The organism is Pseudomonas sp. NY8896 (genome assembly GCF_039634505.1).
Genome location: NZ_CP132350.1, coordinates 2,002,501 through 2,014,932, shown reverse-complemented (window position 1 = coordinate 2,014,932; position 12,432 = coordinate 2,002,501). Strand labels below are relative to the sequence as shown.

Here is a 12,432-nt window from a genome sequence, read left to right as displayed (position 1 = left end):
TGGCGGGGTGTCAGGCGCTGGTCTGCAGCCCGATCACTGTGCGTGGCATGGGCACGAAGCCTGGCAGTGACTCGATCCGTGCCAGCCAGCTGCGCACGTTGGCATAGGGTTCCAGCGACACGTTGCCTTCGGGCGCGTGGGCGATGTACGAGTAATTGGCAATGTCGGCGATGGTGGGCGTGCTGCCCGCCAGGAATGGCGTCCTGGCTAGCTCTGTATCGATCACCTTGAGCAGGGTGTGGGCACGGCCAATCACTTCGTCGGTATTGAACGAAGCCCCGAACACCGTCACCAGGCGGGCCGCAGCCGGGCCGAAGGCCAGCGGACCGGCAGCGACTGACAGCCAACGTTGCACACGGGCAGCGGCAGCAGGCTCTTCGGGCAACCAAGTGCCGTTGTCATACTTTTTCGCCAAGTAGACGAGGATGGCATTGGAATCGGCGATCACCGTACCGTTGTCATCGATGACCGGGACCTGGCCAAACGGGTTGAGGGCAAGGAAGTCCGGCTGCTTGTGTGCACCTTTGGCCAGGTCGACGAACACCAGCTCTGTGGGCAGGTTCAGCAGCGAGAGCATCAGCTCGATGCGATGGGCGTGGCCAGACTTGGGGAAGTTGTAGAGCTTGATCGGGTTCGACATGGGCTTGGCTCCTGGTCAGCACCGGGATGGGCTGATGGAGCACATGCTGCACTGGATCGGCTGGCAGCAGAATCAGTGCGCAGGGGAAACCATAATTTCGCGCAGCGGAATAATGGTTTCCAGAACGTGCAGGTGGTCAGTTCAGTTTCTTGAAATAGCGGAACAACCCGCGCGAAGCCTCGACAACCTGCGGTACGCAGGCCTGGATATCCGCTTCGCTCATCTGGTCCAGCAGTTCGAAATTGTCCTCCAACCCATGCAGCGAAATCGCCTTGAGCAGTTGGTCCTGCTCCTGCGGCAACTCGCCCCAACCGGCAATCTGGGTACCGCGCATGTAGCCGAAGCACCATTCCTCCATCACGATCACAGTGCCCTGCTCGTCTTCCCTTTCTTCGAACAGCGGCTCGAACTGGTCGACATCATCGCTCAGCTCTTCCGCCACTTGGCTGGCATAGCGCAGCATCAACGCCACATAAGCCTCTTCATGTGCCGGCTTCTTGAACTTTGGCACCTTGCCACCGGCAGCGGCTGGCAACCAATGTTCCGGGGTCACGGTTACCGGTGAACTGGCCAGCGCGGTGAAGAAACCATTGAGCTCGGCCAGGTTGAGTACCGAGTAGTCGTTGCCATAGGTGATCAGCAGGTCTTCGAGGCGGTCGAGTTCTTTTTCGCTGAGTACGGGGAGCATGGGGTGAAAATCCTGGGAAGCAAAAGTGTGTGCACCCTAGCACAGCAACGGCGCAAGGGCTGCCCGCGAGCACCACTGCGCGGGCAGATTCCTCAGATGGCCAACCAGCCCTGCAACTCATGCTGCCGTTCGGTGCCAATCAGCAGCCAAAGCAAGATGCGGCACTTGCGCGGGCAGAGGTGCCCGGCCATTTGCACGCCTTTGCGCTGCAGGTCGATCTCGGAGCCTGCAAACCCGTATGTTGTCCGGGCTGTAGGGCCTCTACCTGTGCGGGTGGCTACAATGACCGGCAAGGTGGGCGCCAGATGCTCCAGCACATCGGACCAAGTACCGGAAACGTGCCCAGCACCGAAACCAGCAATGACCAGCCCTTCATAGCCCAATGGAGCCACAGCCTGCAGCAGCGCTGTGTCCACATCCAGACAAGCCTCCAGAAGGGCAACGCGCTGGTCGGTTCGGCCCGGTAACGGCAGCACAGCCCGACGACCTGGCGGATGGCGATAGACCACAACACCCTCTACAACTTCCGCCGAAGGGCCGAAGCCTGGTGACTCGAAAGCCGCCATCGCCAGGCTGGCCATCTTGCGAACCCTTGCCGCGCAATGGACCTGATCATTCATCACCACCAGTACACCACGCCCACGGCTGCCTTGTGCCAATGCAACCTGTGCCGCAGCCAGCAGGTTGGCCGGGCCATCGTTGCCCACCTGGCTGGCCGAGCGCATGGCACCGGTCATCACCAACGGTGCATCGAATGGCCAGAGCAGATCAAGGAAATAGGCCGTTTCCTCAAGGCTGTCAGTGCCTTGGGTCAGGATCACGGCCTGGGCACCGCGCTCTACCTCGCTGCGGGCCCAGACCAGCAAATCCAACAACGCCACGAAGCCCAGCGATGCACTGGGGAGCAGGGATAATGAAGCAACGTTCAACTGCGCCATTTCGCGCAACTGTGGGACTTGCAGCAGTTGCTGCTCACAATCCAGGGCTGGGGCCACGCCACACCCAGCAGCCCCGGCCTGCATACTGACAGTGCCCCCTAAGCTGGCGATCGACAGCCTGGGCAGGCTTGAATGCTCAATCATGCGTCTCCTCCCACAAGTAACCCGATCAACGGCACAATTCCCAGCGTGCTGATGGCCATCGACATCACGTTGCCAATGTAGCCATGCACATAGGCCGGCAACCGGCGCGTGATCGCCACCGCCAGCGGCGGAGCCACCAGCGCCCCCAGCACAGCACTGGTCACCACGACTTCCCAGCTGCCGCCATGCGTCAGCACCGCGGCCGGAACGATCGAGACAATCGGAATGTAGGTAGGGTACCACCCACGGGCTTGCCACTGGCTACGCCAGATGACGACACCAACCAGGGACGCCAGGGCCTGCCCTGCCACAATGTGCATCACCAGCATTGAACCGTATGCCGGTGCAGCCGGGGCCACAGCCCGCTGCCATAGCAGATGGCAAAACCTTGCCATCGATACCCGCGAACATGGGCCCAATGCGCCAGGCAAGCCCCTAGCAACAAGCCCAGAGCAGGCAGTTCATGTTTGTAGAATGCCACTTCGCTGATATCACCCACTATCCAGCGCAAGCGGCTTAGCGGCTGATCGAGTGTCGCCGCCAGTTGCGCGTAGTTCGGCCATTGGCCCAGCGCTAGGCTGGCTACCAGCAGCATCAACAAGCAAATGAAGAGCAATACAGGGGAGCGCTGCCGACTGGACAAACGTAATGCCTTCATACGCGCCCCCTTAGCGTGGCATAGGCGTATGCAAGCGATAGCCAAGCGACGCATCATAGAGGTCGGTGCGGCGGTCACGCTGCAGGTCGTTGAGGCTGTTCCAGATCGGTGCTGAACGCGCGCTGCTAAGGTCGACGTCGGCATACAGAATGGCCTCCTCCTGCGCACTGGCAACCTCCCCGATAGGCCAACCATTGGTACCGGCGATCAATGAACAACCGAGAAAGCGCCCTCCCCGTTCATTGCCGATACGGTTGGCGGCGGCAATGTAGACATTGTTTACGTGCGCGGCGGTCATGGTCAGGTACGAGGCCATGCAACGACCTGCTTCGTCGAACAGGGGGGGTGGAGTCCACACCCAATTGTTCAAACTGCAAATGATGTCTGTAGTGGTCTAATGAAACCGGACACCCATTTAGGCGAGAATGCTCGCCACAGAGAGGTGTCTGATGACCAAGCAACGTCGTACCTTTACCCCTGAGTTCAAGCGCGAAGCTGCCTGCCTGGTGCTCGACCAAGGCTACAGCCATGCTGAAGCAGCCCGCTCGCTCGGTTTGGTCGAGTCGGCCCTGCGCCGTTGGGTCAACCAGCTTCAGCAGGAGCGTGGCGGCATCACGCCGACCAGCCAAGCGTTGACGCCAGAGCAGCAAAAAATCCAAGAGTTGGAAGCTCGGATCACGCGCCTGGAGCGCGAGAAATCGATACTAAAAAAGGCTACCGCGCTCTTGATGTCGGAAGATCTCGAGCGCATACGCTGATCCGTCAGCTTAGCGCCCATGAACCCGTTGATTTCCTGTGCGAAGTGTTTGAAATCACTCGCTCAACTTATTACGCGCATCGCCACAAAAGGCGGACGCCTGACGTTGAGCGCCTGAAGTTGCGCAGTCGAGTGAATGAGCTATTCACACAAGGTCGAGGTGCACCCGGCAGCCGCAGCATCAAGTTAATGCTGCAAGATGAAGGCGAGAAAATCGGACGATTCAAGGTGCGCAGCCTGATGCGTGAGCTGTCGCTGGTCAGCAAGCAGCCAGGGTCACACGCTTACAAGAAAGCAACGGTGGAGCGGCCGGACATTCCGAATGTGTTGAACCGAGCGTTTGATGTCGACGCGCCAAATCAGGTCTGGTGTGGCGACATCACTTACATTTGGGCGCAGGGTAAATGGCACTATCTGGCGGTTGTCCTCGATCTCTATGCGCGGCGCGTGGTGGGCTGGGCTTTGTCAGAAAGACCGGATGCAGAGTTGGTCATCAGGGCGCTGGACGTGGCGTACGAACAACGTGGAAAGCCCCAAGGGCTGCTGTTTCACTCCGATCAGGGATCGCAATATGGTAGCCGTCAGTTCCGCCAGCGATTGTGGCGCTACCGCATGCGCCAGAGCATGAGCCGCCGAGGCAACTGCTGGGATAATGCGCCGATGGAGCGGGTGTTTCGCAGCTTGAAAACAGAGTGGATACCGGTCACGGGCTACCTGACCGGACAGCAAGCTCAGCGAGACATTAGCCAGTACCTGATGGATCATTACAACTGGATAAGACCCCATCAGTTCAACGATGGGCTGGCTCCGGCCAAAGCTGAGGAAAAACTCAAAACTGTGTCCGGGATTAGTTGACCACTACAGTCGGCGCCTTGTGCGGCCATAAGCCGCGGCACTTCAGGGAACCAGATATCCCAGCAGATCAACAGGCCTATACGACCGATAGCTGTCTCGAACACAGGGAACCCGAGGTTGCCCGGGGTGAACCAAAGCTTCTCCTGGTTCCATAGGTGAGCCTTGCGGTAATGCCCTAGCAGGCCGTTGGGGCCGAACAGTGCGGCACTGTCGTATAGCTTCAGTCCATCACGCTCGGTGAAACCCGCTGCCAGATACACCCGGTGCTCTCTGGCGAACGCTGCCCAAGCTTTCAGGCTGCGGCCCTCCTGCAACGTCTCGGCATGGGCGTAGGCCTCGGCACGGGAGTGGAAGGTATAGCCGGTGTTGGCCAGCTCGGGCAGCACGATCAGATTGGCGCCTTCACGCGCCGCGCGTCGAGCCAGTGCCAAGCCTTTGCTCAAATTGCCGTCGCTGTGTTCGACCCCGACCTGAGGGTCGTACTGGATGACGGCAATACGGACAGGGCTGACGGGGGTGCTGTGTTCAGACATGGCGGCTTCCTTCTTGTGGTTGTTTTGGAAGGTCGCCAGTAGAGCGGGGTTCGGCTTGGCGGGGACAGTCGGGTGAGTCCTATTGGGTCGACAGACAAGCGAATAATTGCAATAGGAAAAGTCTCACAGAAACGCTCGGACGCCGCTATTTCCCAACTTGATAATGGGGGTAGTCCTCAAGGGTGAGCCACCATTGAACGCCGCTGAAGTTCGATGGCAGAGGTTGATGACTGCATCCAGCGCGGTACGCAAACACGGCTCGGTCCAGCCGGCGTCAACAGAGAAAGACTCTCCAGCCAGATACAGCCCTGAGCGGGCTGAAATCGCGGTTGTATTTCATCAGCCCGACCGCGTCATAGTAGGTACCTGCTCGATACAGCTTCGCGCAGCCGAGCGCATTTTTGTCCGTCATCCAGCGCTGTATGCAAATGTTTCGGGTATCGATATAGGGCGATATGGCGTCATGCAGTCATCGGCGTAATGGTCGTTGTATCGGTAGGCATAGACGTCGTGGACAAAGCTGTCGGTGACGAGAATCTGCGGTAGCGCCGAGTTGCGGTCCAGATAGTGCTTCTTCAGTGGCGCATAGACCTTGCAGCTGGTTTCCCAATGAGCGTGGTTCCATGCGTCCATAATCGACTGCGGGAGTGCCCAATATAAGCCGGCCCGTTGAACATCAGCCCTCTGCTATCAGGCACAGTGCTGGCCTCCAGATACGGTGCAGCATATGGCACACCTTCCTTATCGACACGGCCATGCACCAGCTGCAAATGGCTGCTGAAACCCAAAATTGCTGTACGTAGTGGGTAAAGGCAGCAGACGTCATAGAACGCTCCCCAGCTCCCATCACCAATGCCGATGGAATAGAAAATGGCCGACTCTTCACGGCTCATGCCCAACCCACCGAAATCACCAGGGTTGGCGGGGTCCCACGCTGTCAGCATCGGCAAATGTACCAAATCCCTGAATGACATCAGGTGATAGCGCTCGACAACACTCTGCCATATCGACGCCCAGCATTGCGTGCCATATACCACAGCGATGCGCTCGGCAAACTGCCCGGCGAAGCGGTACCATTTTTCATAGACCTTTTGCAGTGTGGCTGTAGGTGGAGGGGTATTCCCTTCTGGATTTCGCCAAATCAGCAGCTCTGGCTTCCCCTCTCCTTCTAGTTGTCCATTCCGAAGATAGATACCCGTTGCATTCACCCAGGGTGTCCCAGGGTTTGGAAATTCGGAAAGCCGTAGCTCGAACAGCTTGGCGTAATAGCCATAAGCGAGCGTCCATCTTTAGGCGGTTCGCCTGTCCTGCTGAACAAAGGTATACGCATGGCCCCCATCTCGAATGGCGTTGAAGGCTGCTTGTGATTACCGCCTTTGTTCACCACAGTCAGGTGGCGACCGCCCACACGCTGCGACTGCTCTATCAAGGTGATGCGGGTGAAACCACAGCGTAGCAATTCCCGAGCAGCAGTTAACCCTGTGACACCAGCACCGACAATGCAGATCCGATGTTCCGGTTGGGCGGCACTTGCAACGCCTCCCGGTTGTTCAACCAGACGTCGGTAATCGAAGCAGAGGTCTGGTGGATTCGGAAACCGTGCGGCCCACGGCTGCAAGGGCAAGGATGGCTCAAGGGCCAGATCAGCAGGATAGTTGTGGGTCGAACCGATGGTCATGTTCTCGGGCGCTCCATGAATTGAGAAGCCTGAGCATGATCGAGTTGAGATGTGCGGAGTGTTGGTTATGTGTCACCAACACCCACAGAATCGAGAAAGGCCTGTGGGTGTTGGCTTGCGTTGGACGTTATACCGCCAGCGCGCGCTCACGCAACTCGCTGTTGAGGATGCGGTCGTTCTCGCTGTAGTCGACCGGGCAGTCGATCACGTGCACGCCTGGGGTCTTGATGCAGTGTTCCAGCAGCGGCAGCAGGCCTTCGGCGCTTTCCACGCGGTGGCCATTGGCACCATAGGCTTCGGCGTATTTGACGAAGTCCGGGTTGCCGTAGTCCAGGCCAAAATCGGTGAAGCCCATGTTGGCCTGCTTCCAGCGGATCATGCCATAGCCGTCGTCACGCAGGATCACCACGGTGATGTGCATGCCCAGACGTACCGCGGTTTCCAGCTCCTGGCTGTTCATCATGAAGCCACCGTCACCGCACACCGAAATCACCGGGCGGTCCGGGTGCACCAGGTGCGCGGCCATCGCCGATGGCAAGCCGGCGCCCATGGTCGCCAGGGCGTTGTCCAGCAGCACGGTGTTGGGCTTGTGCGCCTTGTAGTTACGGGCGAACCAGATCTTGTAGATGCCGTTGTCCAGGGCAACGATGCCTTCGGACGGCAGTACACGACGGATGTCGGCCACCAGGCGCTGCGGGTAGACCGGGAAGCGGTTATCGTCGGCACCTTCGGCGATCTGTGCTTCGTTGGCTTCACGAATGGCCATCAGGCGGGTGAAGTCCCAGTGCGACGTGTCGTTCAGCGCTTCGCTGATCTGCCACACGGCGTTGGCAATGTCGCCGATCACTTCAACCTGCGGGAAGTACACGGCATCGACTTCAGCGGAGCGGAAGTTGATGTGAATGACCTCGGTGCCGCCACGGACCATGAAGAATGGCGGCTTCTCGATCACGTCGTGGCCGATGTTGATGATCAGGTCGGCCGCTTCGACGGCGCGGTGAACGAAGTCACCCGACGACAGCGCAGCGTTGCCCAGGAAGCGCGGGTGGCGCTCGTCGACCACACCCTTACCCATCTGGGTGGTGATGAACGGGATGCCGGTTTTGTCGATCAGTTGCTTGAGGACCTTGGCGGTCATCTTGCGGTTGGCGCCTGCGCCGATCACCAGGATCGGGTTACGGGCGTTCAGCAGTTTCTCGACGGCTGCTTCGATGGCCACGTGCTCGGCCAGCGGGCGGCGGTGCAGGCTGCGCGGGATCGGCAGTGCATCAGTCTGCTCGGCGGCGATGTCTTCCGGCAGCTCCAGGTGTACCGCCCCCGGCTTTTCTTCTTCGGCCAGGCGGAAGGCTTCGCGCATGCGCGACGGGATGTTGTCGGCCGAGGCGAACTGGTGGGTGTACTTGGTGATGGGGTCCATCATGCCGCACACGTCAATGATCTGGAAGCGGCCCTGCTTGGACTTCTTGATCGGCTTCTGCCCGGTGATCATCATCATCGGCATGCCGCCCAGGTAGGCATAGGCGCTGGCGGTGACCAGGTTGGTGGCGCCAGGGCCGAGGGTCGACAGGCTGACGCCGGTCTTGCCGGTCAGGCGGCCGTAGGTGGCAGCCATGAAACCTGCAGACTGCTCGTGACGGGTCAGTACCAGCTTGATCTTCGACTTGCGCAGGGATTCGAGCAGGTCGAGGTTTTCCTCACCAGGAATGCCGAATACATACTCGACACCTTCGTTTTCCAGGCATTGCACAACGACATCGGCGGCCTTGGCCATCTTGCTTGCTACCTCAAGTGATGGGACGGTGGAAGTCCAGAAATGCGCAGCACGGTACGCTGGCATCGCCAGGTGCAGGGGCAGGAGTGCCCTGAACCAAAGTCTTGACGTAGGGGGGCAACAGGAAAGTCACGTTAATGCGATGGGAATATTGTCGCAGGTACCAGTAGGAACAGCCTTGTGCTGCTGTAGGAGTTGCAATTTTCAGGCGAAAAGACAAAACCCCTACCTGCATGCGCAGATAGGGGTTTTGCGAAATGAATCTTGACGATGACCTACTCTCACATGGGGAAACCCCACACTACCATCGGCGATGCATCGTTTCACTGCTGAGTTCGGGATGGGATCAGGTGGTTCCAATGCTCTATGGTCGTCAAGAAATTCTGTAGCCAGAATGTCCAGATGGACAGCCCAGCGAATTCGGATATGTGATTGTGTGGTTCGTTGCGAACTTTCGGTTCGTATCATCTTCACCACCGCAATTTGGCTGACGCACAAATTGCTTGGGTGTTATATGGTCAAGCCTCACGGGCAATTAGTATTGGTTAGCTCAACGCCTCACAGCGCTTACACACCCAACCTATCAACGTCGTAGTCTTCGACGGCCCTTTAGGGGATTCAAGATCCCAGTGAGATCTCATCTTGAGGCAAGTTTCCCGCTTAGATGCTTTCAGCGGTTATCTCTTCCGAACATAGCTACCCGGCAATGCCACTGGCGTGACAACCGGAACACCAGAGGTTCGTCCACTCCGGTCCTCTCGTACTAGGAGCAGCCCCTCTCAAATCTCAAACGTCCACGGCAGATAGGGACCGAACTGTCTCACGACGTTCTAAACCCAGCTCGCGTACCACTTTAAATGGCGAACAGCCATACCCTTGGGACCGGCTTCAGCCCCAGGATGTGATGAGCCGACATCGAGGTGCCAAACACCGCCGTCGATATGAACTCTTGGGCGGTATCAGCCTGTTATCCCCGGAGTACCTTTTATCCGTTGAGCGATGGCCCTTCCATACAGAACCACCGGATCACTAAGACCTACTTTCGTACCTGCTCGACGTGTGTGTCTCGCAGTCAAGCGCGCTTTTGCCTTTATACTCTACGACCGATTTCCGACCGGTCTGAGCGCACCTTCGTACTCCTCCGTTACTCTTTGGGAGGAGACCGCCCCAGTCAAACTACCCACCATACACTGTCATCGATCCGGATAACGGACCTGAGTTAGAACCTCAAAGTTGCCAGGGTGGTATTTCAAGGATGGCTCCATGAGAACTGGCGTCCCCACTTCAAAGCCTCCCACCTATCCTACACAAGCAAATTCAAAGTCCAGTGCAAAGCTATAGTAAAGGTTCACGGGGTCTTTCCGTCTAGCCGCGGATACACTGCATCTTCACAGCGATTTCAATTTCACTGAGTCTCGGGTGGAGACAGCGCCGCCATCGTTACGCCATTCGTGCAGGTCGGAACTTACCCGACAAGGAATTTCGCTACCTTAGGACCGTTATAGTTACGGCCGCCGTTTACCGGGGCTTCGATCAAGAGCTTCGCTTGCGCTAACCCCATCAATTAACCTTCCGGCACCGGGCAGGCGTCACACCCTATACGTCCACTTTCGTGTTTGCAGAGTGCTGTGTTTTTAATAAACAGTCGCAGCGGCCTGGTATCTTCGACCGGCATGGGCTTACGGAGCAAGTCCTTCACCCTCGCCGGCGCACCTTCTCCCGAAGTTACGGTGCCATTTTGCCTAGTTCCTTCACCCGAGTTCTCTCAAGCGCCTTGGTATTCTCTACCTAACCACCTGTGTCGGTTTGGGGTACGGTTCCCAGTTATCTGAAGCTTAGGAGCTTTTCTTGGAAGCATGGTATCAACCACTTCGTCGCCTAAAGGCAACTCGTCATCAGCTCTCGGCCTTAGAATCCCGGATTTGCCTAAGATTCCAGCCTACCACCTTAAACCTGGACAACCAACGCCAGGCTGGCCTAACCTTCTCCGTCCCTCCATCGCAATAACTGGAAGTACAGGAATATTAACCTGTTTTCCATCGACTACGCTTTTCAGCCTCGCCTTAGGGACCGACTAACCCTGCGTCGATTAACGTTGCGCAGGAAACCTTGGTCTTTCGGCGTGCGAGTTTTTCACTCGCATTGTCGTTACTCATGTCAGCATTCGCACTTCTGATACCTCCAGCAAGCTTCTCAACTCACCTTCACAGGCTTACAGAACGCTCCTCTACCGCATCACCAAAAGGTGATACCCGTAGCTTCGGTGCATGGTTTGAGCCCCGTTACATCTTCCGCGCAGGCCGACTCGACTAGTGAGCTATTACGCTTTCTTTAAAGGGTGGCTGCTTCTAAGCCAACCTCCTAGCTGTCTAAGCCTTCCCACATCGTTTCCCACTTAACCATGACTTTGGGACCTTAGCTGACGGTCTGGGTTGTTTCCCTTTTCACGACGGACGTTAGCACCCGCCGTGTGTCTCCCATGCTCGGCACTTGTAGGTATTCGGAGTTTGCATCGGTTTGGTAAGTCGGGATGACCCCCTAGCCGAAACAGTGCTCTACCCCCTACAGTGATACATGAGGCGCTACCTAAATAGCTTTCGAGGAGAACCAGCTATCTCCGAGCTTGATTAGCCTTTCACTCCGATCCACAGGTCATCCGCTAACTTTTCAACGGTAGTCGGTTCGGTCCTCCAGTCAGTGTTACCTAACCTTCAACCTGCCCATGGATAGATCGCCCGGTTTCGGGTCTATACCCAGCGACTAAACGCCCTATTAAGACTCGCTTTCGCTACGCCTCCCCTATTCGGTTAAGCTCGCCACTGAATATAAGTCGCTGACCCATTATACAAAAGGTACGCAGTCACCTAACAAAGTAGGCTCCCACTGCTTGTACGCATACGGTTTCAGGTTCTATTTCACTCCCCTCTCCGGGGTTCTTTTCGCCTTTCCCTCACGGTACTGGTTCACTATCGGTCAGTCAGTAGTATTTAGCCTTGGAGGATGGTCCCCCCATATTCAGACAAAGTTTCTCGTGCTCCGTCCTACTCGATTTCATTGATAAGAGATTTTCGTGTACGGGGCTATCACCCACTATGGCCGCACTTTCCAGAGCGTTCCACTAATCTCAAACCAACTTAAGGGCTGGTCCCCGTTCGCTCGCCACTACTAAGGGAATCTCGGTTGATTTCTTTTCCTCAGGGTACTTAGATGTTTCAGTTCCCCTGGTTCGCCTCTTGCACCTATGTATTCAGTACAAGATAACCAGCTTATGCTGGCTGGGTTCCCCCATTCAGAGATCTCTGGATCACAGTCTGCTTGCCGACTCCCCAAAGCTTATCGCAGGCTACCACGTCTTTCATCGCCTCTGACTGCCAAGGCATCCACCGTATGCGCTTCTTCACTTGACCATATAACCCCAAGCAATCTGGTTATACTGTGAAGACGACATTCGCCGAAAATTCGCACGTCGCTCTTTCGAGCAGAACTCACAAATTTTACCTTAGCCTGATTAACCAGCAGTGAAACTGGCCATCAGTCTATTTCTATCACATATCCGAATTTTTAAAGAACGATTTGACAAAAGTCAGAAGTCAACATTCGCAGGGAATGCTCATTTCTGAGTTCTGATCAGCAAATGAATCAAGCAATTCGTGTGGGAGCTCATCAGCAGGCTGATGTCGTCGATTAAGGAGGTGATCCAGCCGCAGGTTCCCCTACGGCTACCTTGTTACGACTTCACCCCAGTCATGAATCACACCGTGGTAACCGTC

The 12,432-nt window shown here is 56.9% G+C and carries 5 protein-coding genes, 3 rRNA genes and 4 pseudogenes (1 of these 12 only partly in view); 1 reads left to right on the top strand and 11 read right to left on the bottom strand.

The features are described from left to right. Nucleotides 1-10 precede the first annotated feature (10 nt). The 5 genes and pseudogenes from Q9451_RS09035 to Q9451_RS09015 form a co-directional block, all read right to left on the bottom strand. Nucleotides 11-640 carry a glutathione S-transferase gene (locus Q9451_RS09035; RefSeq protein WP_012273814.1) on the bottom strand — a complete coding sequence of 210 codons (630 nt, stop codon included), beginning with the start codon at nt 638-640 and terminating at the stop codon, nt 11-13. Nucleotides 641-776: 136 nt separating this feature from the next. Further along, nucleotides 777-1,328: a UPF0149 family protein gene (locus tag Q9451_RS09030; protein ID WP_012273815.1), complete on the bottom strand. Its 552-nt coding sequence runs from the start codon at nt 1,326-1,328 to the stop codon at nt 777-779. Nucleotides 1,329-1,420: 92 nt separating this feature from the next. After that, a complete protein-coding gene (locus Q9451_RS09025; protein ID WP_012273816.1) occupies nt 1,421-2,410 on the bottom strand; it encodes an asparaginase in 990 nt (329 codons plus the stop codon). After that, nucleotides 2,407-3,068: pseudogene (locus Q9451_RS09020) on the bottom strand (hypothetical protein). The gene Q9451_RS09025 and the pseudogene Q9451_RS09020 overlap by 4 nt, the downstream one beginning before the upstream one ends. Nucleotides 3,069-3,078: 10 nt before the next feature. After that, a pseudogene (locus tag Q9451_RS09015) lies at nt 3,079-3,453 on the bottom strand (nitrilase-related carbon-nitrogen hydrolase); the annotation flags it as partial. 64 nt (nt 3,454-3,517) lie between these two features. Between Q9451_RS09015 and Q9451_RS09010 the strand changes: the two are divergent. Further along, nucleotides 3,518-4,680, top strand: a protein-coding gene (locus tag Q9451_RS09010) for an IS3 family transposase (protein ID WP_176704564.1) whose coding sequence is annotated in 2 segments (ribosomal slippage) — nt 3,518-3,773 and nt 3,773-4,680 — 1,164 coding nt in all. Because the reading frame shifts where the segments join, the coding sequence is not laid out codon by codon here. A gap of 2 nt (nt 4,681-4,682) precedes the next feature. On the opposite strand, the pseudogene Q9451_RS09005 reads toward Q9451_RS09010, so the two are convergent. The 6 genes and pseudogenes from Q9451_RS09005 to Q9451_RS08980 form a co-directional block, all read right to left on the bottom strand. Then, nucleotides 4,683-5,213: pseudogene (locus tag Q9451_RS09005) on the bottom strand (nitrilase-related carbon-nitrogen hydrolase); the annotation flags it as partial. Nucleotides 5,214-5,358: 145 nt separating this feature from the next. Further along, nucleotides 5,359-6,891, bottom strand: a pseudogene (locus Q9451_RS09000) (FAD-dependent oxidoreductase). A 127-nt stretch (nt 6,892-7,018) separates the two neighbouring features. Further along, on the bottom strand, nt 7,019-8,662 hold the full coding sequence (locus Q9451_RS08995) for an acetolactate synthase large subunit (RefSeq protein ID WP_012272225.1): 1,644 nt from the start codon (nt 8,660-8,662) through the stop codon (nt 7,019-7,021). Nucleotides 8,663-8,924: 262 nt separating this feature from the next. Continuing rightward, nucleotides 8,925-9,040, bottom strand: a 5S ribosomal RNA gene (gene rrf / locus Q9451_RS08990). 136 nt (nt 9,041-9,176) lie between these two features. Then, nucleotides 9,177-12,069: ribosomal RNA gene (locus Q9451_RS08985) — 23S ribosomal RNA — on the bottom strand. 278 nt (nt 12,070-12,347) lie between these two features. Then, nucleotides 12,348-12,432 (bottom strand): 16S ribosomal RNA (locus tag Q9451_RS08980); it runs 1,452 nt beyond the window's last position. Together the 16S, 23S and 5S rRNA genes form the textbook arrangement of a ribosomal RNA operon.

Excerpts from the sequence above, each read along its gene's own strand:
- Q9451_RS09025 (WP_012273816.1), bottom strand. The coding sequence starts at position 2,410 with ATGATTGAGCATTCAAGCCTGCCCAGGCTGTCGATCGCCAGCTTAGGG.
- Q9451_RS09035 (WP_012273814.1), bottom strand. The coding sequence starts at position 640 with ATGTCGAACCCGATCAAGCTCTACAACTTCCCCAAGTCTGGCCACGCC.
- Q9451_RS09030 (WP_012273815.1), bottom strand. The coding sequence starts at position 1,328 with ATGCTCCCCGTACTCAGCGAAAAAGAACTCGACCGCCTCGAAGACCTG.
- Q9451_RS08995 (WP_012272225.1), bottom strand. The coding sequence starts at position 8,662 with ATGGCCAAGGCCGCCGATGTCGTTGTGCAATGCCTGGAAAACGAAGGT.